Raw genomic sequence first — 24,779 nt, forward strand, 5'->3', positions numbered from 1 at the left:
TTACACGAAGATTGCACAAGTCAGAGGCTTCACTTGTGGTTTTTCTACGTGAATCTCCTCAATATGGTGCACTTTTGTATAGGGGGCTTTTATTGAATCAGAAAATAAAGATTTAGGCGTCAATCCTAGGTCTTTTTCTCACCGGAATATGACAATTACTCGGCAAGTGGGTCAGCGACAATCGAATAGCTTTCGCTACACTAAACGATTGTCGTAGGGAATAAGGGCTTGTTTGGGGCAATCTTAAGAGATTTTTCCAGTAACGCGCACCCGTTTGGAGCCAGGTACAATTCTGATTTGCTGACTGCGGCGCCGTTCAATACCTGTATCAATAGCATTTTTCGCTGCAATCAGTAGACCGGCTACCAGAAATGCACCGGGCGGTAACACCGCCACCAGCACACCGGGATAATTACTTCCCAGCAAGTTTAGGCTCCAGTCTTTGGCCATAGGCCCCAATAGCAAATCCATATCTGAAAACAAAGTGCCCTGGCCGAGTATTTCCCGCACGGCGCCGATAGCAATCAGCACTGCGGTAAAGCCAACCCCCATCATAAAACCATCGACCAGTGACGGCAGCACTGGATTTTTACTGGCGAAGGCATCGGCGCGGCCGAGGATGGCGCAGTTGGTAACAATCAATGGAATAAAAATTCCCAGCACCAGGTAGAGCTCATAAGTGAAAGCCTTCATCAAGAGTTCGACACAGGTGACGAAGGTGGCGATGATCATCACCGAGGCGGGTAAACGCACGGTGTCGGGCATCTGTTTCCGTACTAGGGAAACTGCCAAGTTGGAACAGGTGAGTACCCCAGTGGTGGCGAGCCCCAGACCAATAGCGTTGACCACTGAGCCAGTAACTGCCAATAAGGGGCAGAGCCCCAAAAGCTGAACTAGGGCGGGGTTATTTTTCCAGAGTCCGTTGTGGGTAATTTCTGCGTAACCGGGGGTCGCCATTAATTCTGCTCCGTATTGGGCTGAGCCTCATCAGTATTTTCCGCTTCAGGATTTTCCACCTCAACGGCTCGCTTGGACACCGGTGCACTGAATATTTGCTGATGGTTTTTGGCGACAAACTCCAGCACCTGATGTACTTCAGCAACCACTGCGCGGGGGGTGATCGTTGCACCGGTAAATTGGTCGAAGACCCCGCCATCTTTTTGAACTCTCCACTCACTAGAGGGTGGGTTTTTCAGTGAGAGGCCATCGAACTGAAGAATCCAATCACTTTTTTTAAGTTCGACCTTATCACCAAGGCCCGGCGTTTCACTGTGGCTGGTGACCCGTACACCAGCTATGGTGCCATCGCGGTTGACGCCTACCAGCATTTTGATCGGGCCTGAGTAACCGTCTGGTGCCACCGCCGGTACAATGACCGCTGAAATCTTACCGTCTTTGCCACGCGCTAAGTTGATATCGCCACCCTGAGAGAGCCCTAGTTGATTCCAGTAGGTCTTGGGAATTGGATAGGTGTCCACAAGTAGGTCATTGCTGTGGCGATCCAGAGGAATAATTTCCAGCAGGGCTTTGGCAGAGGCTGCGCGTATCGCCCGTTCAATGGGCTCTCGGGTGGTGATCTGGGTCACTGCCAGAGTGCCTGCAGTGACCAGGGCAAACAGGGTCAGCACAACGGCATTGGTGGCCATAGACTGCTTGAGCATCAGTGCTCCTCCAAGTCAGTAGCGCGACGCGCCCGCTTGTGGCCATAAGTGCGTGGCAGGGTGTAATTATCAATGGTGGGTGCGGCAAAGTTCATCAGCAGTACCGCAAAGGCCACGGCATCCGGGTAGCTGCCCCAGGCGCGGATAATATAAGTGAAGAGTCCAACACCGGCGCCGAAGATCAGGCGCCCCTTATTACTGGTACAGCCACTGACCGGATCTGTGATGATGAAAAAGGCCCCGAACATGGTAGCGCCGGAGAACAGGTGCAGCAGTGGTGAGCCCTCGGAAAGAGAGCTGCCGCTGTCGTAGAAAAACAGAGAGATCAGGGTCAGGGTTGCGAGCATGGCTACTGGCGCGTGCCAAGTGATAATGCCGCGAAACAATAGAAAAAGCCCGCCCAACAGGAACCCGAAACTGATGGTTTCCCAGCCGGCCCCGGCAAAAGTCCCCTGGCTGAAAACCGGTTCCATCTCGTAGAGTTGTGACAGCAACACTGACTCGTTGAGGCGCACGATTTCCAGGGGGGTGGCACGGGTGAAACCATCCACGTTGTAACTGCCAAAGACCAGGGAGATGGCCTCGCCAATATCCGGTGCACCACCGATCACATCCGCCGCGCCAACCCAGCGGGTCATATCCACCGGGAAACTGATCAGCAAAACCACATAACCCACCATGGCTGGATTGAAAGGGTTGTACCCCATGCCGCCATATAGCTGTTTAGCCAATACGATGGCCACGGCGCTGCCGACTACCGGCAACCACCAGGCACAGTATGGAGGCAGAGCAATGCCCAGTAAGAGTGCCGTGACCATGGCACTGTAGTCACGCAGGTAGAAAGCCACGGGTCTGCCCCGCAGTTTCATGATTGCGGCTTCGCACAGCAGAGCGGTAATTACAGAGAAGGCAATATTGATCAACACGCCGATGCCGAAATAAATCACCATGGCCAGAACACCTGGTGCGGTGGCGGCCGCTACCTGCAACATCACTTTGGCCGTGTTATCGCCGGAGCGGGCGTGGGGGGAGGTGGCTCGCATCAAGGACATTACTGGCGACCATCCTGTGCGGCTTTTTGCTCTTGCATCTTGTCTTCCAACTTTTTCTGCAGCTTTTCCAAGGCAGTCTCAAAGGCCGCCAGGTTGGCATCATTTTCATTTTTGGCTTTTTGCAACCTTGCCTCGGCTTTGCCGAGACGCTTCTGCAGGGCCTCGATATCTGCGGCGAGTCGCTCGGCATCGCTCATTTGAGAGCGAGCTTCTGCCGAGGCACGCGCCTTAGTGATAGCGCGCACGGCGGCACTGGTCTCTTCCTGGCTGGGTTCCCTGGCGGGATCGCGATCGGCGCGACGCCTGGCCAGGGTGAGCTTGTGTTCGGCTTCCTGCAGTTTTAACTCGGCAGCCTTGAGTTGGGCTGCCAGCTGGTCGCGTTGGCCTTCTTCTGCGGCCTCCACCTTATTGCGCAGGCGTTCGACGCGGCTTTCGGCGCTGGAGAAGGTGCGCTGGGCACGGGCGAGCAGCTGCTGGGGATCTTCCTGGCGGGATTTAACCCGGGCCAGGGCAGCGGCGACGATATCTGCTTGTTGCTTGCTCTCTTTGGCTTCCTCGGACTCAGGGCTCTGCTCGCGCTGTTGGCGCGCCAGTTCGGCTGCCTTGCGGCGTGCCTCACGTTTGGCTTCTTTTTCTTTCTCGGCCTTTTCCAGACGGAGCTTGCGGAACTCAAAACGATCGCGGGCGCGGTCGGACTTTTCTTTCTCCTCCTCCGCCAAGCGTATTGCCCCTTTGGCAGCGCGGTAATACTGCACCAGCGGAATCGTACTGGGGCAGACATAGGAGCAGGCGCCGCATTCGATGCAGTCGAACAGGTTATAAGCTTGCAGCTTTTCGCGCTCATCGGCTCGTGCATACCAGTACAGCTGCTGTGGCAGCAGTGAAGCTGGGCAGGCCTCGGCGCAGTAACCGCAGCGAATACAAGCCTTGGCTACCGGTGCTGGTGGCAACTCCTGGTTGGTAGGCACCAATAGGCAGTTGGTGGTTTTGACTACAGGGGCGCGCTCATCGTCAATGGTGTAACCCATCATGGGACCACCGATAATCACCTTTTGCATCTGGCCGCGGTGGATACCGTGGTGTTTGAGAATATGGTGAATGGGAGTACCGATGGGCACATCGATATTGCGCTGGCGCTCCAGGGCTTGCCCAACAACTGTGGTTACCCGGCTGATTAGAGGTTCACCATAGCGAACGGCGCGATAAATGGCCCTGGCGGTACCCACGTTCTGGCAGACGATGCCGACATTGGCCGGCAGGCCCTGATTGGGTACTTCGCGGCCGGTGAGAATCTGGATAAGTTGCTTTTCCCCACCAGAGGGGTACTTGGTGGGGAACACCACGATATCAAAGCGGGTATCTCTGGCGGCTTCGCGCATGGCGGCAATGGCCTGCGGCTTATTGTCCTCAATCCCGATCAATACGCGCTCGGGCTCATCAAGGATATAAGAGATGATGCCAATCCCGGCGATAATCTCTTCAGCGCGCTCGCGCATCAGCATATCGTCGGCGGTAATGTAAGGCTCGCACTCTGTCCCGTTAATGATCAGTGTGTCGATTTCCGCCCCGCCGTGGGGATCGAGCTTTACCGCGGTGGGGAAGCCCGCACCGCCCATGCCGGCGATGCCGCAGTCGCGAATTTTCTCCAGAAGCTCAACAGGCGAAAGCTGGGTGTAATCCTCACAGGGTTGCAGTTCACACCAGTGCTCCTCGCCGTCGGTACGGATCACAATACTGTCCTCGGCGAGCCCCGAAGGGTGGGGGACGGCGCAGGGCTCTATGGCCATGACTTTACCGGAACTGGGGGCGTGCACAGGGCTGCTGATCAGGCCATCCGCCTCGGCAATTTTTTGGCCCTTTAGTACATCATCGCCGAGTTTGACCAGGGGCAATGCAGTGGCACCACTGTGTTGCAGCAGAGGCACAATCAAATCCTCGGACAGGGGAATGCTGCCAATGGGTTCGCCGGTACTCTGTTGCTTGTTTTCCGGTGGATGTACGCCGCCGTGGAAATCGTTGGGGCGCAGTTCCCGCGCCTTTTCGCTGGCGATTAGTTGTGCCTCGCGGGCGGCGCGACGCTCCTCTACCGCTTCGCGCCGCTGGTTTTTTTCCTGTAGCGCTGTGCGGTTTTCATTTTCGGGGTTCAAACTGCACCTCCCCGTTGATCTGTTTGCTGCGGGCGACGGTCGGTGGCAATCAGCTGGATACCGTCTTCGGGCTTTTGTGGATGCCAATCTTGTAGCGGCATATCTACGGGCACCATATCAATACAATCCACGGGGCAGGGCTCTACGCAGAGATCGCATCCAGTACATTCGTCGGCAATTACGGTGTGCATATATTTGGCTGCGCCGGCGATGGCATCCACCGGGCAGGCCTGAATGCACTTGGTGCAGCCAATACATTCGGCTTCGCGAATAAAGGCCACTCTTTTTACATCTTCGACCCCGTGCTCTGCATCCAGGGGCATGGGTTCCATATCCAGCAGGTTGGCCAGCTCGTTGATGGTGGCTTGACCGCCTGGGGGGCATTTGTTGATGGCGTCGCCATGCACAATTGCTTCGGCATAGGGACGGCAACCGGGATAGCCACACTGCCCGCACTGAGTTTGCGGCAGCAGGGCATCGACCTGTTCTACCAGAGGGTCCCCCTCCACCTTAAAGCGAATGGAGGCAAATCCCAGCAGGGCGCCAAACACCAGAGCCATACCGCCGAGTACCAGCAGGGGGGAGGAAATTTCAGAAATCCAGTCCAGCATCACGTAACCCTATACCAGACCGCTAAAGCCCATAAATGCCAGGGACATCAGCCCTGCGGTGACCATGCCAATAGCGGCGCCGCGAAATGGCAGCGGTACATCCGCGGCAAACAATCGCTCGCGCATGGAGGAAAAAAGAATCAATACCAAGGAGAAACCTACCGCGGCGCCAAAGCCATACAGGGTGGACTGTATAAATGTGTGGGCCTTCATGGTGTTTTGCAGCGCTACGCCCAGTACGGCACAGTTCGTGGTAATTAGCGGCAGAAAAACGCCCAAAACCTTGTACATCAGTGGGCTGGTTTTTTCGATAAACATACGGGCGAATTGCACCACTACCGCGATCACCAGAATAAAGGAAATAGTGCGCAGGTATTCGATGCCAAAGGGCTCAAGCAAATAGGTATTCACCAGGTAAGAGCAGATTGAGGCCAGTGTGAGTACAAAAGTGGTGGCGCCAGCCATACCCACGGCGGTCTCCAGTTTGTTGGAGACACCCATAAAGGGACACAGCCCAAGAAACTGCACCAACACATAGTTGTTGACCAGGATGGTGCTGAGCAGGATGACTGCAAATTCGGTCATATCAGGTCCGGTTGAAGCCCAGGAACAAAATGATGCTAGCGCCTTGGCGGAGTCGAGGTGCCCCGGTGAGAGGCAGAGGGCCTGGGGCTCCGTCGAATGTCGCGCAGGGCCGGTATTATGGGTGAGTCGCGGGGGGCCTTCAACTCAGTCGGGGATCTTCTGGCAGCAGAGGACCCCTGCAAGGCGCCAAGCTAGGTTCTGGCTTTGAGAATAGTGGGTACCTCTGGGCTAGTGCGCGATGCTTGCGAGAGGCGATTTAAGGTTTCCATGGATTTATTGGCGCGACCCTTTACTCTCGGGGAGTATGCCCTTATCTCTATTGGATTAACCCGTAACACCAGTTGGAGCTCTGTAATGCCGGATCAACCCTATACTCCGCCCAAGGTTTGGAAGTGGGATGCGGAAAGTGGTGGGCAGTTTGCCAAAATTAACCGCCCTATAGCGGGTGCCACCCATGATAAAGAATTACCTCGGGGCAAGCACCCGATGCAACTGTACTCCCTGGGAACCCCCAATGGTGCCAAGGCTACGATTATGCTGGAGGAGCTTCTGGCACTGGGGGTTGAAGGGGCGGAATACGATGCCCACTTGATTCGCATCACTGAGGGTGAGCAATTCGGCAGTGGTTTTGTGGATATCAATCCGAATTCAAAGATCCCAGCCCTGGTGGACCACAGTACGACACCACCAATTCGGGTTTTTGAAAGCGGATCAATTCTTCTGTATCTGGGAGAGAAATTTGGCGCCTTTCTGCCGCATACACCGGAGCAGCGTACCGAGACTCTCAATTGGCTGTTTTGGCAGATGGGGGCGGCGCCCTATCTCGGTGGAGGCTTTGGGCATTTTTATGCCTATGCGCCCGAGAAACTGGAGTACCCCATCAATCGTTTTGCCATGGAGGTAAAGCGGCAGATGGATGTATTGAACCGGCAACTGGCTAAGCACCAGTTTATCGCTGGGCGTGAATACACCATTGCAGATATAGCCATCTGGCCCTGGTACGGAGCCCTGATCCGTAATGAGGCCTATGATGCCAGTGAATTCCTGCAGACCGAGAGTTACAAACACCTTGTGCGCTGGTCTGATGAAATTGCACAGCGACCGGCGGTACAGCGTGGGCGTATGGTGAACCGCACCTGGGGGGATCCCAGTAAGCAGCTCCATGAACGCCATGACGCCAGTGATTTTGATAAAAAAACCCAGGACAAAATGGCGCAAAAAGACAGCTGAGCAGGATTGAATGACAGTTTTGTCTATTGCACCCCCAGGGTGGGATGGTTGTCTCTCTGCTTATTTAGCTTTAGCGAAATAGCTTATAGGGCGCGCATAGAGAGTGCGAATTGAATGATTTGTGAAGTGTGTGGCAGCTGCCAGAGTTTTTCGGTAATAAAGCCGGCGGCAAAAGCGACGCCGAGAATGGCCACTATAGGAATTTTGCCCAGCTGCTGGTTAATTTGCCTTTGCTGTTGATCAAACAAGCGCAACGCACTGCGACGCTGTTTTTCAGCGTCCACACGGCATTGTGTAATTTCTCTATTTAATTGTCTCAGCGACATCTTGTATGGCCTCTTTTACCTGCCGTTTGGTTTCTTCAAATCCCAGCAGAGGGCGCAGCTTTTGCTGATAAAGCAACACACCGAGGAAAAGGGCAATTTGTATCAGTACAAATACAAGGAAACCGATATAGATCGATTGGCTAAAATAGTAGGCAATCAAACCAATGCCACCGCAAAGGCTGACGAGTAGTGCGGTTCCCAGGGGTACCAGCATCAACTGCAGAAAAATCAGCCTTTTCCCGGCTGTTAGGGTTCTTTCCAGCTCTAGCTGAAATAAGCGCTGAATATTACCCATCCATGCAGTTATAAGAGTTAGAGTGGCTTCAACACGAGCCATAGTCTCCTCTAAACTGCCGCCAGTGTCGCTACTATCACCGTTACCGCTGCCTTCAGCGGAACCGTCCCGCCCGCGCTGTTGCGCGGTCGGGTCGGAATTCTGGTCAGTTCCCTGGCGTTTTTCTCCATTGCCCATCGGCGGTTTCCTTACCGGTTAAAACGGCAAACGCTTTGGCTTTATTTAAAAAGCTTGGCGATTGCCCAGCCGACCACAAAAGCACAGCCGACTGCGAGGATCGGTCTTTCCCGCAGGGAAGACTCCGCTTTTTCCATAACCTCTGAAGCGCGTTGCCTCTGTTGCTGGACAGAAGATCTCGCTCTCTGTCTCAGGTTTTCAGCAGCATCAGAAGCGGCCTCTCCTGCGAGATTATAGGCCTGTTGCAGCTTATCCCTGCTGGAGTTATGTGGAGATCTTGCAGTTGCCATCGGGTTGCTCCTTTTCAGGGGATGATTGCCGCAGAATTTTATAGTCGCAGCAATCAATTCACAGGCGCATTGGCTCTTTATTTAGGGTATTAAAAAATAACTCCGAATTGTTTTGGTGAATTTAGTTATATCGCTATTGATCGGTGTCTCTACAGGGGGGCTGATGGCATTTATGGTGTGAGTGTCCGTTTCCAGGCCTCAATATTGTTTACCACACCATCGAGTAAGCGCTGGCGGCTCTCACGGCTGATCCAAGCGTTGTGAGGCGTGATAATCAGGTTGGGAATATCAGTGGCCAGTAGGGGGTGACTCGCCGGTGGGGGCTCTTCACTCAAAACATCCAGTGCGGCGCCGCCGAGCTTTCCACTGCGCAGTGCGTTGGCTACGGCCTCCTCATCCACCAAACCGCCCCGCGCGGTATTGATCAACAGTGCGCCGGATTTCATGTTGGCGATAAAATCGCGATCGATCAATTTCTCCGTCTGCTTCGTGAGGGGGCAGTGCAGACTGATTACATCGGATTCCTTTGTAAGTTGCGCCAGTGGTGCCCGGTCAGCGCGTTTTTCTCCACTGAAGGATTCCGCCACCAAAATCTGCATATCCAGGGCTTCCCCCAGTTTGGCGACCCTTTGCCCTAATTCACCATAACCGATTATTCCCAGGGTTTTACCGGCGAGTTCTACGACAGGATGATCGAGTAAACAGAAAATTTCCGACTGACTCCAGCGGCCGGTTATGACGTCCTGATGGTAGTGATGCCAGCGGGAAGCGAGGGCGAGAATTAGTGCCAGGGTGTGCTGTGGTACCGAAGCGCCGGCGTATCCCTGCACGTTGCGCACAGGAATACCCAAGTCCTGTGCGGCTTGCAGGTCAATATTATTCGTGCCTGTAGCGCACACACAGATCAGCTTGAGAGAGCGGGCCTGCTCCAGAAGCGTGCGGTCCAAAACCACTTTATTAGTAATAACTACGTCCGCATCGGCGATACGTTCGGCGGTTTGCTTGGCTGAGGTGGTCTCATAGAAATCCCAATGATCTAGACTGTTTTTTAGGGACTGTATATTCAACTCCCCAAGTTTCATGGTCATTGCGTCCAGAAATACTCCGCGCATGGAATCTCCTCAATTTCCTGTGTGAGATAGCGGCATGCTACGTCAGCAGAGGTCGAATGCAATGGCTTTTATAGGACGGCTGCAGATCTTGTAGGGTTGGCTACGGTTTGTTTACGGGCCTTTCTGTCACAAATGAAGAGGGCCTTTATGGGAATATCGATAACTGCAGCATCATTGGTTTTAATCTCGGCATTTCTTCACGCGGGCTGGAATTTACTGGGAAAATCCCGCACCCCCTCCCCAGCTTTTTTTTGTATCGCCACCCTCAGTGTGGGTCTACTACTTCTCCCCCTTGGCCTCTGGGTCCTGTTACAGGCTCAATCACTGCCGCGTGCTTTCTGGTTGTTGTTACTGGCCAGCGGTTTTTTTCAGATGATTTATATGGGGGGGCTGGCATTGGCCTATCAGCGCGCCGATATCAGCCTGGTTTACCCCATCGCACGGGCTCTGCCGGTACTCCTTGTGGCGCTGGCAACGGTGCTGTTGGGGCAGGTTCTGCCCTGGCAAGCCTGGCTGGGCATGTTGTTGGTGACGATCGGCTGTTTGTTGGTGCCGCTGGTGTATTTTCGTCAATGGCACTGGAGCGTGTACTGGAGAGCGGACTGCGCCTGGGCTCTGGTAGCGGCACTGGGTACGGTGGGATATTCATTGGCAGATAAGGGCGCACTGCTTTATTTGGAAGAGGCGCTTGGCGACGCGGTAACACCTGCTGTGGTGGCGTATAGCTACTTGGGCTTGCAGTTTTTTGTCAGTGGAGTCTGGTTACTATGTGGCTGTATGAGTCGAGTGGGACGCGGACAATTATTAGAAAATCTGCGGGATTTGAAGGTTGGTATCTTGACCGGCTTGATGATGGGAGCGACTTATGGACTGGTGCTGCTGGCGATGACGATGACGGAAAATGTGAGCTACGTGGTCGCTTTACGCCAGCTCAGTATTCCATTGGGAGTGGGATTTGCTATCTGGCTGTTGGGAGAGCCGGCACACAGACCCCAGCTGTTAGGCGTGGGGCTGGTATGTGCCGGTTTAATTGCGGTATCGCTGCGCTAGGGTGGACAGTGCCCACCCCAAAAATAAATTACATTACGCGCATACCGGGCTTGGCGCCTGTGTGGGGTTCGAGAATCCACAGGTCTTTACCGCCTGGACCGGCGGCCAGCACCATGCCTTCACTCACGCCAAAACGCATTTTGCGCGGCGCCAGGTTAGCGACCATAACGGTGTGCTTGCCCACCAGCTCTTCCGGCGCATAGGCACTCTTGATACCGGCGAATACCTGGCGGGTCTCTCCGCCCAGGTCCAATGTCAAACGCAGCAGTTTGCCGGCACCCTCGACGTGTTCCGCCTTGGCGATCAGGGCAATGCGTAAGTCCACTTTGGCGAAATCGTCGAACTGGATCTGCTCGGCGATAGGGTCTTCTGCCAGCGGGCCACAGGCCGCTTTGACTTCAGCCTGTAGCTGGGCCAGTGATTCCTGCGCGGCTTCCATCACCGCATCTACCTGGGTTTTTTCCACCCGTTGTAGCAGCGGTTTGAACTTTTTGATCTCGTGGTCCGCTAGCGGTGTGGTGGCCTGGGTCCAATCCAGTTCACTGTTGAGGAATTCCGCTGCCTTTTGCGCGGTATTGGGTAGTACCGGTGCCAGCCAGGTGATCAGGGCGCGGAACATATTTACGCCTTGAGAGCAAATCGCCAGTACTTCGGCTTCAGTGCCTTCCTGTTTGGCAAGGGACCAGGGCGCTTTGTCGGCGATCCAGGCATTGGCAGCATCGGCCAGGGCCATAATGTCGCGCATGGCGCGTGCGTATTCGCGCTGCTCGTAGTAATCGGTAATACGCGGTGCGGCCTCGACAAATTGATTCCACAGCTGCTCATCGGCTAGCTCGGTGGCGAGCTTGCCACCGGCCTTACTGACAAACTTGGCGGTGCGTGAAGCGATATTGACCACTTTGCCCACCAGGTCGGAATTTACCTTGGCGATAAAGTCATCGAGGTTGAGGTCCAGATCATCCACGCCGGCTGTGAGTTTGGCGGCGAAGTAATAGCGCAAATATTCCGGGCTCAGGTGGTCCAGGTAGTTGCGGGCATTAATAAAGGTGCCGCGGGACTTGGACATTTTCTTGCCGTTTACGGTGAGGAAGCCGTGTACGCACACCTTATTGGGGGTGCGGAAATCGGCGGAGTCCAGCATGGCAGGCCAGAACAGGGCGTGGAAATTGACGATATCCTTGCCGATAAAGTGATATACCTCGGCATCGCTGTCTTTTTTCCAGTAATCGAGCCAGTCGCTACCATTTTTATCACAGTAATTTTTCAGGCTGGCCATATAGCCGATGGGGGCGTCCAGCCATACGTAAAAGTATTTGCCCGGCGCATCGGGGATTTCAAAACCGAAGTAAGGCGCATCGCGAGAGATGTCCCACTCCTGCAATCCCTCTTCGAGCCACTCGGCTAGCTTATTGGCCACTTCATCTTGCAGGGTTCCGGAGCGGGTCCAGTTGCGCAGGAATTCGTTAAAGGCGGGGAGAGTGAAAAAGAAGTGTTCTGACTCTTTTTCCACCGGCGTGGCGCCAGAGATGGCGGACACTGGATCAATCAACTCCGTGGGGCTGTAAGTGGCACCACAGGCCTCGCAGTTGTCACCGTACTGATCGGGAGTGCTACAACGGGGGCAGGTGCCCTTGATATAGCGATCCGCCAAGAAGAGTTGTTTCTCCGGATCGAAGGCCTGAGTGATGGTGCGCGAAGCGATGTGGCCATTTTCACTGAGGCGGCGATAGATCATAGCGGACAGCTCGCGGTTCTCCTCCGAATGGGTGGAGTGGTAGTTGTCCACGCCGATTAGGAAGTCGGCGAAATCCCGCTCGTGCTCCGCCTGCATATTGGCGATATGTTGCTCCGGTGTCAGACCCAGCTGCTCAGCTTTGAGCATGATTGCGGTGCCGTGCGCATCATCGGCGCAAATGTACAGGCAGTTGTTACCGCGGGAGCGCTGAAAACGCGCCCAGATATCGGTCTGAATATATTCGAGTATGTGGCCCAGGTGCAGGGAGCCGTTGGCGTAAGGGAGTGCGCTGGTGACTAGGATTTTGCGCGTATCGGGCATCGGTTTTTCCATCGCTGTGGGGTTGCGGCCGGAGGCTCCGCTGGAGTGGCCGGAGATCGTCAAAAGACGGCGAAATATAGCAGATTTGTACTATGCCGGGGAGGTGTGGGCCATGCTCGTGTATAAAGCGGTCGGGATTGAGCCCGTCGCTGGCGCTAGGCCGCTTCATCCGACACAATGCGGTTTCTGACAAGAAGCACCTAGAGGGAGATACCGTGAGCGATCACCACCACGATCATGAAGAGTTATCAAAGGAAGTGCAGGCCGAACTGGAGCGTCTGGCAGAGTGCCTTGGTCAGTTGCAGGACCCGGCCAGTGGCCTGCCGCTGGATCAACTGGATGCAGATATTGAGGTGGGCTACGAAGATGATACCGTGTACGTCGGTATTACCCTCGGCTACCCCTGCGCAAGCCAGGAAGTACATTGGCGCAAGCGGGTTACCGAGGCCTGTGAGCCCCTGATGAAGAGTGGTCCCCTAGGCGGCCATGGCTTGCAATTTGAATTATTCAGCGATATCCCTGCCACCTCATCGGCCAACGCTCCAGAGCCATTGCGTGGCGTAAAGAATATTGTCGCAGTTGCTTCTGGTAAGGGTGGCGTCGGCAAGTCCACCACAGCCGTGAACCTGGCCTTGGCGCTGGCGGCAGAGGGTGCGCGAGTCGGGTTACTTGATGCGGATATCTATGGTCCCAGCCTGCCCACCATGCTTGGTACTGAAGGGGTCCGCCCGCATGTGAAGGAACAGAAGTTCTTCGTGCCGGTGGATGCATTAGGTATCGAGACAATGTCTTTGGGGTACTTGATGACTGAGGATACCCCGGCAGTTTGGCGTGGCCCCATGGCCAGTGGTGCACTCAATCAAATTCTCACACAAACACTTTGGTGTGATGCCAAAGAAGAGCTGGATTATTTAATTGTGGATATGCCCCCGGGTACCGGAGATATCCAGCTGACTCTGGCGCAAAAAACCACTTTAGCTGGTGCGGTGATTGTTACTACACCACAGGATTTGGCGTTGAAGGATGCTATCAAAGGCGTGGAGATGTTCCGCAAGGTGTCGGTACCAGTGCTTGGCATTGTTGAGAATATGGCCCTTCATACCTGTTCCAAGTGTGGCCATAGTGAGCCGATCTTCGGCATAGGTGGTGGTGAGCGTATCGCTGAGGAATACGATACCCATCTGCTTGGCGAATTGCCTCTGGCACAGAAAATTCGCGCCGATATCGACAGTGGTCGCCCCAGTGTAACCGCAGACCCCGAGGGTGAAATTGCCGGTTTCTACCGGGAAATTGCCCGCAAAGCCGCAGCCCAGGTTTGGTTGAATGCCAGCAGCGACGAGGAACTGCCGGAAATCGAAATTAGTTGAACCCAACCGCGATATTGATCACAAAGCATTAACTTTTTATTTTTTGTGGTTTTTTAAAGGGGCAAAACTCCCTATATTGAACTCCTTCGGGCGCCTCTGTGAAATTTCGTTTTTGCAGGAGCGCTCAATCTTGATAAGCCAGAATTTAACGCAGGCTTTTCATGTCTCTGTAAAGATTCGTAATAATGGCTTGTGTTGATGGCTCGCAGTTGAGCCATTGAAAAATGGGTCTTTAAATAATTTATTTATTGCGATTTTGTATTTACGGCGCCTTCGCTCGCGCTAGCGTGCCTGTTAGCCTTTATTGGTACGCTGCCGAGTTAATCGTCAGGGTTTTAGTATTTTTTTAACAGACCCAATTTATTCTGTAGATACTTATGGCAGTTTTGCCTATGACTGCTCGAATTCAGCCTCTGCGGTAAAAAGAGTAAGTATTCCTGCTGAATATCCTTTGGCAATCGTCAAGGTATTTATGTGATTTTACTTTTATTGGAGGGACAACCCGGATAATCAGAAAAGCCGCGATAATCCACGGAATATACCGGGAGATGTTTAGTCGGTTCGTGGATAACACTCGGTTGCGTGGTACAGACATACTGCGCCGAGGGCAATAATATCAGGAGTGCAAACCTGTGGTGGCCACCGTGTTGTTGGTCTCAGGTAGGGCATACATCAGGCATTGCAGTAGCTGTAGTCGATAAAAATAACAAAGACAAAAGCGCGAGTGCTTTCATCCATGAATTTTAATATTAGCTATCGACCGATAGGGGGTATAGCGCGGGTTTTATTTTATGGGCCCGTGGGATTTGCAGAAAAAATGGAGGCGGCTGCCCGATTGGTAGAAAAGTACCGCCACCGTGTACCTTTGCGGGTATTACTGGATATGCGCTATGCGCGCACGAGGGTTACCCTGGAGGAGCAGCGGCAGTTCACCAGCTTTATAGCCGAGCACCCGGTGTTGCGCTGCGCTTATATTGCCGTTTTACATCCGCGCAACCGCTGTACTTCCCCCCTGTCGACCGACGGCACCTGCCTGTGCCGGCATAGCTCGCGGGAATTCGTTGCCGAAGCTGAGGCTGAGGCCTGGCTCACCCAGATCAAGGGCACTCCCAGGCCGGTACTTCGCTGATTACTACGCCTGCTGGGCTTTGGCCTGCTGAGCTTCCACCTGGCGGCGCCGCTCTTCTTTTTTCTGCAGGCGTTTAGCGGTAGTCATATCGCGGGCATCTTGTCCCATGTGTTTTTCCCCGCGTTTTTTCGCCAGTTGAATCTGCTTCTCACGCTCGCGGAAGCGGTGGCGATCGGCGTCACTCACTTTGTCATAGCAATGCGGACAGCTAACTCCCTGCTCAAACTGTTCTGACTGCTGGTCCTCCTTGGTGATAGGCATACGGCAGGCATTGCACTGATCGTACTGGCCTCGCTCCAGATCGTGGTTGACGGTGACGCGCTCATCGAAAACAAAGCACTCCCCCTCCCACAGAGATTCCTCTTTGGGTACTTCCTCCAAGTACTTGAGGATGCCACCGTGCAGGTGGTAAACCTCTTCAAAGCCCTGTTCTTTCAAATAGGCGGTGGACTTTTCACAGCGGATACCACCAGTGCAGAACATGGCGACTTTTTTGTGTTTGGCTGGATTCAGGTTCTCTTTGACGTACTGGGGAAACTCTCGGAAGGTTTCGGTATTGGGGTTGAGAGAATCTTTGAAAGTACCTACCTGGAATTCATAGTCGTTGCGGGTATCCACAACAACGACTTCTGGGTCGCTGATTAGGGCGTTCCAGTCTTTTGGTTTGACGTAGGTGCCAACCACTCGGCGGGGGTCAATGCCCTCTACGCCCATAGTGACAATCTCTCTCTTCAATTTGACCTTGCTGCGCAGAAACGGCATCTCGCCAGTGTAGGACTCCTTGTAATCCAGCTCGGCAAGGCGCTCGTCTGACTTCAAGTAGGCGAGGATGGTGTCGATGCCCTCGCGGGAACCAGCAACAGTGCCGTTAATGCCCTCTCGGGCCAAGAGTAGGGTGCCGCGCACTTGGTTTTCCAGCATAACGTCAAGCAGGGGAGTGCGCAGAGACTCAAAGTCCTCCAGAGTGACGAACTTGTAGAGTGCACAGACAACGAATTGATTCATGGTACTTCCTTAAATGCAGTCCGGAGCGTAAATCCGGGGCAGAAAAAATCGCCGCGCATTTTATCGCAAAAAAAACAGCTTGTCGTACATTTAGCAAGCGCTCCAGCTGTTGTCCCAGCACACCAATATTTGTTGACCGGGGAGCCGCAACTTGTCAAAGTTCTGGCCGAATTTTCAGGGTCATAGCGAGGTGAACCCCATGGGCGAAGAATTTGCACCGAAAGAGTCAGAATTGAGCCAGATCTACCGCGAGGGCGAGGTATCTGTGCAAATCGATATATTCGAGGATGGTGAGGGCGGTTGGCTGCTCGAAATTGTCGATGAGAATAACAACTCCACCGTGTGGGAGGATGCCTTTGAGACAGAGCAGGATGCCCTTGAGGAAGCCTTGGACGCTTTGCGGGAAGAGGGCATCTCTACTTTTGTCGGCCCTGTTCAAGAAGCGGATGGCGGCTGGTAGATAGTTTTGCTGTGACCTCAAAGTGCACCTGCTGCTGGTGGATGTCTTCCCGGTAGTCCTGGGAGGCGGCTCTTTGCGCCCAATATGCCGATAACTGCTATGGTTATGGTGAAGGGAATCGCGACTGTGTGACAGCACACCCCAATCACAGCGCCGTCGCGAGGCAACTGTGGAGCTTTTGTCTCCGGCGGTGCTACCAAACCAGCGGTTGCCTTCCCCATGATAATGCGCGATATTTTTATCATGGTCTGCTTGCAGATCCCGCCCCTTCCCCTCCATGCCGACCCCTTGGTGCCAATTGTCCAACAGCAGCTTTATGCAGACCTCAAGGAGGTTCGCCTAGTTGCGAAGCTGCATGGCTACGCAATAGTGGCAGGGCGCCACTGCATTGATTGCGATGAGAATCTAGCGATTTATATACGACGTATTGCCAGGCCGGGTGAAGTAGTTGGTAATAACCAGTCAGATGGTGATCGTTATACCTATCCGGGTAGGTATCTCGACTATATGACGAAAAAGCTGGTAGAAAAAACCCGTATGTTTTACGGCTATTGCTATGAGGGGCTGCCTTCACTGTTATGGTTGACCGAGTACCGGTCGGGGGATGTTTGGATCAAGTCTGAATACCTGCTTTTACTCACGGGTGAAAATCTGGAGCACCGTTACGTAGAGGGGCATCAGCCGAGTGTTTTCCATTTGGAGAGTGCGAACTGTAAGGAATTACCGGGGATTTTGATGGAAATGGAGCCCTAGAAATTGTGGCCTTTTTCAGTCATTTGAGGAGAGAGTGAGCCGGCATTGTTTCAGGGGCTTCTTTGCATAAGGGCCTCGAGAGAACAATTATAGTGCTCTCTAATCAAGTCCTTATTAATAATGGACCGGTATGTAATTAGCGGTCATCCACTTTTTACTCTGATTCCTACTTAACGACAGAAATAAAAAAACCCCGCTGGAGGGCGGGGCCAAAAGGGTCGTTGAAATCAGTTCTGCTTTACTTTACCGGTTCAAAAACAATTTTCAGTTTCTTCTTACCCCAGGCGCGAGCCTTGCGGATATCTTTTTCCATCCAAACATCAATACGGTTTGTGAAGCGTTTGTTCATGCGGTCACGCACAGTGTAAGTACCGGGCAGACCTTCAATCTGTACTTTAGCGCCGTTGGTCAGGCCATGCTTTTCCAAGTCACGGGAAACGGCAATGATTTTATCGCCTGGACGCAGGCGGTTGTTCCAGGCAGCTACCCAAGGGTCGCTATCTGTCTGGCCGGGCACCGAGTTATACGCGGTAGCGTCGACAACCATGGTTTTCTTAAGAGCGGCTGATGCATTGACACTTACACCAATAGCAAGCAGGGCGGCGATGAAAAAAGCAGTGTTACGCAGAGTCTGTTTCATGATGTCCCATTACCTCCAGGAATCAAATGGTCGCAAGCCAAAAGGTGCTTACGAAATTTCCAAGTGCTTTTGGAAATGGTTGATCAATATTTAATCAACGCTGGTTATATTACTGGGGATTTGGGTTGAGGCAACTTTTTCTTATTTGGCGACAAAAGACCTTAAAGAATGGCTGGTTATTGTGAGTGGTTGAAACCAATAACCCTTTTTAGTCTTACGTTTAAGATTTTTGTTTGTGCTTAGACGCTACTTATGGTTACAGAATTCCTATTTTTTTCTGATTAAGAAATTTCATTTTTTAGGTGGGATTAGCAGTGACAGCGATGTCATTCTACAGTTTACAAACTATTTTCTTGGATCGGCTTTCTAATTCGTACGAGAAAAGTAAAAAATTTCCCTGAAACTATTTGTGACCATTCCGCCAAAACTGTCTGGTTTGAAGGGAAAACCTGATTTTAGGTGGAAAAACTGCTTCGTCACTGATTTTTTTGGCAAAGAAATGGAGTAAATAAGAGCTAAAGGGTGGCTACCCAACTCTGTTGTAGAGGCTCGACTATCTGTGGTGAGACTATAGGAAGTAGACTCTGCTGCAGAGATACAGAGATACAGAGATACAGAGATACAGAGATACAGAGATGCAGAGATGCAGGGATGCAGGGATGCAAAGATCTCTTCTTTCAACGTTCCAAGCGCATAAGTTTGAATAAGCCTTTAACTAATCATTACTAATAATCGATGGCATAAAGTTAGAGAGCAGTAATTCTCTCTATTGATTGTTTACCTAACGGCAGAAATAAAAAAACCCCGCTGGAGGGCGGGGCCAAAAGGGTCGTTGAAATCAGTTCTGCTTTACTTTACCGGTTCAAAAACAATTTTCAGTTTCTTCTTACCCCAGGCGCGAGCCTTGCGGATATCTTTTTCCATCCAAACATCAATACGGTTTGTGAAGCGTTTGTTCATGCGGTCACGCACAGTGTAAGTACCGGGCAGACCTTCAATCTGTACTTTAGCGCCGTTGGTCAGGCCGTGTTTTTCCAAATCACGGGAAACGGCAATGATTTTATCGCCTGGACGCAGGCGGTTGTTCCAGGCAGCTACCCAAGGGTCGCTATCTGTCTGGCCGGGCACCGAGTTATACGCGGTAGCGTCGACAATCATGGTTTTCTTAAGAGCGGCTGATGCATTGACACTCACACCAATAGCAAGCAGGGCGGCGATGAAAAAAGCAGTGTTACGCAGAGTCTGTTTCATGATGTCCCATTACCTCCAGGAATCAAATGGTCGCAAGCCAAAAGGTGCTTACGAAATTTCCAAGTGCTTTTGGAAATGGTTGATCAATATTTAATCAACGCTGGTTATATTACTGGGGATTTGGGTTGAGGCAACTTTTTCTTATTTGGCGACAAAAGGCCTTAAAGAATTGCTGGTTATTTTGAGTGCTTGAAATCAATAACCCTTTTTATTTTTATATTTAAGGGTTTTGTTCGCACTTATACGCTATTGATGGTTACATAATTCTTATTTTTTCATGATTAAGAAATTTCATTTTTTAGGTGGGATTTACAGTGACAGCGATGTCATCCTACAGTTAACAAGCTATTTTTCCGGATCGGCTTTCTAATTCGTACGAGAAAAGTAAAAAATTTCCCTGAAACTATTTGTGACTGCCCCACCAAATTAGTCTGAATTGAAGAAAAAACGTGGTTTAACGCAGCAAAACGGCTTCGTCGATTCATTTTCTGGCAAACAATTTGGGGAAAAGTGAGGGCTAAAGGGTGGTTCCCCGGTTCTGCTGTACCGGCTCTACCTGCTGGCGAAGCGCGGCCAAATAGTCACTATCCTCTTTTAGGTCGGGTAATTTGTGCTGTAAATCCAGTTCTACCGCTTTCTCCAGCCAACGAATGGCCTCTTCAATATTTCCTTGCCACTCACAAACCTGCCCAAGATTGAAATAAGTAATAGAAAGGTTGTGCCATTCCTCCTGATTGAGCAGACCTTCAAGGGCACTTTTATAGAGGAGATAAGCAGTGCTGAGGAGGTGTTCACGCTGCGTGGCCAACTCTTCGCTGGCAGCTTGGCGGTGGTAAGTGTGTGCCAGGGCAGAGCGCACTCTTGCGCTGGAGTGAGGTAGTTGTGCACCTGAATCCAGGTAGCGCAGAACTGATTGAAACTGGGCCCGCGCCAGCGGGTAGAGATCTGGCCTCGATTTGGCCCCCAAGGCATTTAGTACTATGCCGTAGCGGTAGCGCAGGGTGTGCTGCTGGGAGGGATAGGCGCCGAGAGCGGAAATGGCTTTTTCATAGAGTGGCAAGGCATCGCCAAAATTACCCTCGCGGGCGAGTGCCTCCGCTTCGTTGACCCAGTGGATCGCCCCTAGGGTTTCTCCCCCGTGAGATTGAGCGCTGTGAGTCTGGGTATTGTTGGGGAGAACGTCCGAAATAAGGGAGACTGCCGCTAATAGTGCGGTTAGGCAGAAAAGTGCATAAAAAAATATGTATAAATGAGGCAGTGGTTTATGCATAGGGATTTTCGCGCTTGGCCCGATGACGTATGGGGCCATAGTTACGGCCCTCATACGTCAGTAAATCCCTAGTTATCGAGTTGTGCCAGTAATCCCTGCAGAGGATGGCGCAGACTAACACCTGCAAAGCGGCTGGCTTGGCAGCGGCAGGAGTATCCGGTGGCGAGTTGGTTGTGCTCCCCACCATTGAGTTTGGGAGCCCAGGACTGCTGGAAGATCACCCGCGATGTTTCCTTATGCGCGGTCTCGTGGCCATAGGTCCCAGCCATACCACAGCAGCCGAGATTTTCACTCTGCAGCTCCAGGCCCAGGGCGGCGAATACCGTTTGCCAATCCTTGAGTGAGGCGGCGGCATTGGTTTGCTCGGTGCAGTGCGGCAGTAGTTGAAAGCTGCCAGGTTTTACCCGAGCGCGCTGTTGCTGCAGGTGATCTTCTTGTTGAACCAGCCATTCTTGTAACAAATGTACTTTCGGAGCGCGTTCCCCTAGGAGTTTCTTGTATTCAGAGCGATAGGTAAGGGTCATGGAGGGATCAATGCCCACCAGGGGGATACCGCTCTCCGCCAGGTTGTTAAGCATCTCACTATTGCCTTCGGCAATTCGTTGAAACTGGCGTAAAAAACCATGAACGTGGAGGGGTTTGCCGTTGGCCCGATAGGGAGCGAGAATCGGCACAAAGTCCAATTGTTTGAGCAGGCGCAAAATATCCGCTACCACTTCGGCATCAAAATAGCTGGTGAAGGCATCCTGCACAATGATAATCGCGCGGCTGCGCTGGGAGGGCCCCAGAGTATCCAGGCAGGCTTTTGTAGCGGTGGGTACTCCCAGTTCTCTCATGCTGGTTTGCAGGGTTTTTTGTGAGAGCTGTGGGCTGTCCACCATGCCGAAAACACGCTCCATCAAAAAAGATACAGGCTTCAGCTTTAGCGGCCAGTTGTACAATTGCGGTAGTCTGGCTAGATGCGGCATCAGGAATTCCAGTCCGCCCACGGCGTAATCCTTTAGCGGGCGTAGGTAGCGGCTGTAATAAAGCTCCAAAAACTTGCTGCGAAATTCCGGCACATCCACGCGAATAGGGCATTGCCCTACACAGGATTTACAGGCTAGGCAGCCCTGCATGGCTTCATTGACTTCGTGGTTGAAGTCGTACTCGCCGCGGGTTTTTGCCAGGGTATTTACGATGCGTTTGGGCAGGCCGACAAAAAAAGAGCGCTCGCGGTATTTACGCGCGCTGGCTACTGCGTCTACATCGTGTTTACTCAATAGACGCAACCATTCTCGCATCAGCGAGGCACGCCCTTTGGGGGAATGGATCCGGTTGCGCGTGGCCTTGTAGGAAGGGCACATGGCATCGTCTGGATTCCAATTAAAACAGGCACCGTTGCCGTTGCAGTGCACACCCTCGTCGTATCCCTCCCATACTTGCGCGGGAATTTGTCGATCGTGTTCACCGCGGGTGCTCACCACATCAATTTTCAGCAGGCTGGCGCTGTCATTGGGTGTGGCAATTTTGCCGGGGTTTAATTGATTGCGTGGATCGAAAGAGGATTTAATTTTCTGCAGCTCGGGATACAGCTCGCCGAAAAATTCCGGGGCATATTCGGAACGAACGCCTTTGCCGTGTTCTCCCCACAGCAGCCCTTTATACTTTTGTGTCAGTGCTACCACCCGGTCGGTGATGGGACGAATTTGTGCGGCCTGTTGGGGATCTTTCATATCTATTGCCGGGCGTACATGTAATACGCCGGCATCCACATGGCCGAACATACCGTAGTCGAGGCCGGCCTCATCCAGCACTGCGCGGAATTCGGCAATAAAATCGGCCAGGTTTTCTGGTGGTACGGCAGTATCTTCTACAAAGGGAATCGGGCGCTTTTCCCCCTGGGCGTTGCCCAGCAAACCCACTGCGCGTTTGCGCATGGCCCAGATACGATTCACCTCGGCGTGGCCGCGGGCGACAGAATAGCCGAAGCTCTTGCCTGGCTGGCCAATGGCAGCCTCGATATGTGCAATAAATTGCTGCAGAGCTTTTTCCAGTTCCTCCTCGGTATCTGCAGCGTACTCCACCAGGTTGATACCCTTGACCGGGCGATCCTCTGCGGGAAAAAATTCACTGACGCTGTGCCAGACGATATCTTCCATGGCCAGCTGCAGTACTTTGCTGTCCACTGTTTCGATCGACATGGGGCCTGCGCCCATTAGGTCCTTGGCATCGCGCAGCGCTTCCTGGAAGTGGTCGTATTTTAAATTGACCAGAGCCACACTCTTGGGAATGGGCAGCAGATTGAGTTTGGCTTCTGCAATAAACCCGAGGGTGCCTTCGGAACCGCACAATACGCTGTTGAGATTAAAGCGATTGCCTTCACGAATATGGGCCAGGTCGTAGCCGGTGAGGCAGCGATTGAGCTTGGGGAATTTCTGCTCGATGAGTTCGGCTTTTTCCCTGGCAATCTTGTCACAGGTTTTATGCACCTCTGCGACGCGGCTATTTTCAGCGCATATTTCTTGTAGCTGAACGTCCCCTATAACAGTGGAGTGCCACAGCTCCCCGCCCATTAACACTGTGTGTAATTCCAACACGTGATCGCGGGTCTTGCCGTAAACACAGGATCCCTGGCCTGAGGCATCCGTATTGATCATGCCACCGATGGTAGCGCGGTTGCTGGTAGAAAGTTCTGGCGCAAAAAACAGGCCGTGGGGTTTAAGTGCAGCATTCAACTGGTCTTTGACCACGCCAGCCTGTACGCGAACCCAGCGCTCTTTCACATTGATCTCAAGGATCTGGTTCATATGGCGGGAGATATCCACCACCAGCCCATCGGTAAGCGATTGGCCGTTAGTACCGGTGCCACCGCCTCTGGGTGAGAGCACTACGGAGTGGAACTCCTCCCGTTCGGCCAGTTCCGCCAGTAGTTGCAGGTCGCGGTGATTGCGTGGGTACACCACTGCCTGAGGTAGAACCTGGTAAATAGAGTTATCGGTCGCTAAAACGGTGCGGCTGGCGTAACTGGGTGTGGTGTCACCGCGGAAACCCGCGTCTGCAAGCTCCTGCAAAAACTGCAAATAGAGCGCCTGAACCTCGTCGACTTCGCGCAATGCTGGAATCATGAGCTAATCCGTACTTTCGGGGAGGAGGAGGCCGCAAATTGCCGGGGTAGCTGGTGAGATAAAGAATCACAGCCCTGCCGCTCGGTAAAAATGCGGCCCTGCATTGTAGCTATGGTGTGTATGGGCGCAAGCGGCCATAGAGACTTGATTACTTCCCAAAAGTTATACAAAGCTATCTCTTGTACAACTAGTTGAGAGAGTCTATAAAAGAAGAACGTGAACCGATTCTGTGCAGCATAACTATGCATATACAGCTCTTGTCTCAAAAAATTCCGGTGGGCATTAGCCGCTGTGCCGTGGGTGATCCGGTGCGTTACAACGGCAGCCACAAGCACAGTAAAGTCTGCACCCAACTGCTGGGCAATTGTTTTGAGTTGCAGGCTTACTGCCCGGAGGTTGCCATTGGCATGGGCGTGCCCAGACCGCCTATTCACCTTATTGTGAGTGACCGGTTGCGTGCGGTTGGTCGGGAAGACCCCAACTTAGATGTTACCGAGGCTCTAGAGGGCTACGCGGATACGATTGTCCCTGAAGTGGAGAATCTGCGTGGTTTTATTCTGATGCAGAAATCTCCCAGCTGTGGAGTGCGAACCACTCCCCACTATAAAGAAGATGGTACCGGGGTACTGGCGCACGACTCCGGCTTATTCGCGGCACGCCTGCGCCAGCATTTTCCCCATTTGCCGATGGAAGAAGTGGGGCGGCTCAATGCCAGCGATTTGCGCGAGAATTTCCTCACCCGTGTTTTTGCTTACGACGCCTGGCATCGCTATGTGGCCACCGACCTGCGCCCAGCCAGGGTCATTGAATTTTACACCGCTTATAAATATCTACTGTTGGCGCACAGTCAGCCAATGACCCGTGCACTGGGTCAGTTTGTTTCTAACTCGCGCGCATTGCCGGTGGAGGAGTTTGCCTATGAGGTGAGAGGTAAAATAATGGAGATTCTCAGCCAGTTGGCCAGCCGTAAGGACCGCACCAACGCCTTGATGCACAGCCAGGGCCACCTGAAGAGCTACCTGAGCAAGGAAGAGAGAGCCGAGCTGGCGCTACTCATTGACGAATACCGTCAGGGTAATAAGCCTTTGTCGGCAGTGCTAACGATGTTGCGCCATTATTTGCCGCGCACTCCTCACCAGTTTATCCACAGCCAGGTGTTGCTCGCCGCTGAGCCGGCAGAGCTGGGTCTGTGTGAATTTCGCTGA

General features: G+C 52.8%; 23 protein-coding genes. 7 read left to right on the forward strand and 16 right to left on the reverse strand.

Annotated elements, in window-relative coordinates; genetic code table 11:
- Positions 1-243: 243 nt before the first annotated feature.
- Genes ACJJIO_RS13140 through rsxA form a run of 6 tightly spaced genes read right to left on the reverse strand, consistent with a single transcriptional unit; the run spans position 244 to position 6,056 of the window.
- Entirely contained in the window at positions 244-957 is a 714-nt protein-coding gene (locus ACJJIO_RS13140) for an electron transport complex subunit E (RefSeq protein ID WP_444899076.1), read from the reverse strand.
- Positions 957-1,661, reverse strand: coding sequence for an electron transport complex subunit RsxG (gene rsxG, locus ACJJIO_RS13145; protein ID WP_252084586.1), 705 nt, complete (start codon positions 1,659-1,661; stop codon positions 957-959). Before rsxG ends, ACJJIO_RS13140 begins: the two co-directional genes overlap by 1 nt.
- Positions 1,661-2,713 carry an RnfABCDGE type electron transport complex subunit D gene (locus ACJJIO_RS13150; RefSeq protein WP_444908711.1) on the reverse strand — a complete coding sequence of 351 codons (1,053 nt, stop codon included), beginning with the start codon at positions 2,711-2,713 and terminating at the stop codon, positions 1,661-1,663. Before ACJJIO_RS13150 ends, rsxG begins: the two co-directional genes overlap by 1 nt.
- Positions 2,713-4,860, reverse strand: coding sequence for an electron transport complex subunit RsxC (rsxC, locus tag ACJJIO_RS13155; protein ID WP_444908712.1), 2,148 nt, complete (start codon positions 4,858-4,860; stop codon positions 2,713-2,715). Before rsxC ends, ACJJIO_RS13150 begins: the two co-directional genes overlap by 1 nt.
- The gene (gene rsxB / locus ACJJIO_RS13160; RefSeq protein ID WP_444908713.1) at positions 4,857-5,471 is read right to left on the reverse strand and encodes an electron transport complex subunit RsxB; all 615 of its coding nucleotides are present in this window, start codon (positions 5,469-5,471) and stop codon (positions 4,857-4,859) included. Before rsxB ends, rsxC begins: the two co-directional genes overlap by 4 nt.
- Before the next feature lie 9 nt (positions 5,472-5,480).
- On the reverse strand, positions 5,481-6,056 hold the full coding sequence (rsxA, locus tag ACJJIO_RS13165) for an electron transport complex subunit RsxA (protein ID WP_444883780.1): 576 nt from the start codon (positions 6,054-6,056) through the stop codon (positions 5,481-5,483).
- 354 nt (positions 6,057-6,410) lie between these two features.
- Here rsxA and yghU point away from each other — a divergent pair, with 354 nt between their 5' ends.
- On the forward strand, positions 6,411-7,286 hold the full coding sequence (gene yghU, locus ACJJIO_RS13170) for a glutathione-dependent disulfide-bond oxidoreductase (protein ID WP_444910995.1): 876 nt from the start codon (positions 6,411-6,413) through the stop codon (positions 7,284-7,286).
- 83 nt (positions 7,287-7,369) lie between these two features.
- On the opposite strand, the gene ACJJIO_RS13175 is transcribed toward yghU, so the two are convergent.
- The 4 genes from ACJJIO_RS13175 to ACJJIO_RS13190 all read right to left on the reverse strand — a co-directional run bounded on the left by ACJJIO_RS13175 (position 7,370) and on the right by ACJJIO_RS13190 (position 9,486).
- The gene (locus tag ACJJIO_RS13175; protein WP_444888031.1) at positions 7,370-7,612 is read right to left on the reverse strand and encodes a hypothetical protein; all 243 of its coding nucleotides are present in this window, start codon (positions 7,610-7,612) and stop codon (positions 7,370-7,372) included.
- Entirely contained in the window at positions 7,590-8,084 is a 495-nt protein-coding gene (locus ACJJIO_RS13180; RefSeq protein ID WP_444908714.1) for a hypothetical protein, read from the reverse strand. Before ACJJIO_RS13180 ends, ACJJIO_RS13175 begins: the two co-directional genes overlap by 23 nt.
- Positions 8,085-8,125: 41 nt before the next feature.
- A complete protein-coding gene (locus ACJJIO_RS13185) occupies positions 8,126-8,374 on the reverse strand; it encodes a hypothetical protein (protein WP_252084591.1) in 249 nt (82 codons plus the stop codon).
- 170 nt (positions 8,375-8,544) lie between these two features.
- Positions 8,545-9,486: a D-2-hydroxyacid dehydrogenase gene (locus ACJJIO_RS13190; protein ID WP_444908715.1), complete on the reverse strand. Its 942-nt coding sequence runs from the start codon at positions 9,484-9,486 to the stop codon at positions 8,545-8,547.
- 147 nt (positions 9,487-9,633) lie between these two features.
- Between ACJJIO_RS13190 and ACJJIO_RS13195 the strand changes: the two genes are divergently transcribed.
- A complete protein-coding gene (locus ACJJIO_RS13195; RefSeq protein WP_444908716.1) occupies positions 9,634-10,536 on the forward strand; it encodes an EamA family transporter in 903 nt (300 codons plus the stop codon).
- A gap of 28 nt (positions 10,537-10,564) precedes the next feature.
- Here ACJJIO_RS13195 and metG read toward each other — a convergent pair whose 3' ends face one another.
- Complete coding sequence (metG, locus tag ACJJIO_RS13200; RefSeq protein WP_444908717.1) at positions 10,565-12,592, reverse strand: methionine--tRNA ligase; 2,028 nt, start codon at positions 12,590-12,592, stop codon at positions 10,565-10,567.
- A 215-nt stretch (positions 12,593-12,807) separates the two neighbouring features.
- On the opposite strand from metG, the gene apbC reads away from it, so the two are divergent.
- Both apbC and ACJJIO_RS13210 read left to right on the forward strand, forming a co-directional pair.
- A complete protein-coding gene (apbC, locus tag ACJJIO_RS13205) occupies positions 12,808-13,959 on the forward strand; it encodes an iron-sulfur cluster carrier protein ApbC (RefSeq protein ID WP_252085959.1) in 1,152 nt (383 codons plus the stop codon).
- 736 nt (positions 13,960-14,695) lie between these two features.
- Positions 14,696-15,088, forward strand: a complete 393-nt coding sequence (locus ACJJIO_RS13210; RefSeq protein WP_252084596.1) for a hypothetical protein — start codon at positions 14,696-14,698, stop codon at positions 15,086-15,088.
- A gap of 3 nt (positions 15,089-15,091) precedes the next feature.
- Here the strand turns inward: ACJJIO_RS13210 and trhO are convergent, their stop codons facing one another.
- Complete coding sequence (trhO, locus tag ACJJIO_RS13215) at positions 15,092-16,093, reverse strand: oxygen-dependent tRNA uridine(34) hydroxylase TrhO (RefSeq protein ID WP_444908718.1); 1,002 nt, start codon at positions 16,091-16,093, stop codon at positions 15,092-15,094.
- Positions 16,094-16,292: 199 nt separating this feature from the next.
- Between trhO and ACJJIO_RS13220 the strand changes: the two genes are divergently transcribed.
- A complete protein-coding gene (locus ACJJIO_RS13220) occupies positions 16,293-16,553 on the forward strand; it encodes a hypothetical protein (RefSeq protein WP_252084598.1) in 261 nt (86 codons plus the stop codon).
- Between the two features lie 219 nt (positions 16,554-16,772).
- The gene (locus tag ACJJIO_RS13225) at positions 16,773-17,306 is read left to right on the forward strand and encodes a hypothetical protein (RefSeq protein ID WP_444908719.1); all 534 of its coding nucleotides are present in this window, start codon (positions 16,773-16,775) and stop codon (positions 17,304-17,306) included.
- Between the two features lie 238 nt (positions 17,307-17,544).
- Here ACJJIO_RS13225 and ACJJIO_RS13230 read toward each other — a convergent pair whose 3' ends face one another.
- From ACJJIO_RS13230 to ydiJ, 4 genes are all read right to left on the reverse strand, one after another.
- On the reverse strand, positions 17,545-17,946 hold the full coding sequence (locus ACJJIO_RS13230; protein WP_252084600.1) for a 3D domain-containing protein: 402 nt from the start codon (positions 17,944-17,946) through the stop codon (positions 17,545-17,547).
- A gap of 849 nt (positions 17,947-18,795) precedes the next feature.
- Entirely contained in the window at positions 18,796-19,197 is a 402-nt protein-coding gene (locus ACJJIO_RS13235; RefSeq protein WP_444883789.1) for a 3D domain-containing protein, read from the reverse strand.
- Positions 19,198-19,714: 517 nt separating this feature from the next.
- Entirely contained in the window at positions 19,715-20,467 is a 753-nt protein-coding gene (locus ACJJIO_RS13240) for a tetratricopeptide repeat protein (protein WP_444888038.1), read from the reverse strand.
- Positions 20,468-20,535: 68 nt separating this feature from the next.
- On the reverse strand, positions 20,536-23,574 hold the full coding sequence (ydiJ, locus tag ACJJIO_RS13245; protein WP_444908720.1) for a D-2-hydroxyglutarate dehydrogenase YdiJ: 3,039 nt from the start codon (positions 23,572-23,574) through the stop codon (positions 20,536-20,538).
- A gap of 242 nt (positions 23,575-23,816) precedes the next feature.
- Between ydiJ and ACJJIO_RS13250 the strand changes: the two genes are divergently transcribed.
- Positions 23,817-24,779 carry a YbgA family protein gene (locus ACJJIO_RS13250; RefSeq protein ID WP_444908721.1) on the forward strand — a complete coding sequence of 321 codons (963 nt, stop codon included), beginning with the start codon at positions 23,817-23,819 and terminating at the stop codon, positions 24,777-24,779.

This window comes from Microbulbifer mixtoriginis (SeqCode), from assembly GCF_052467235.1.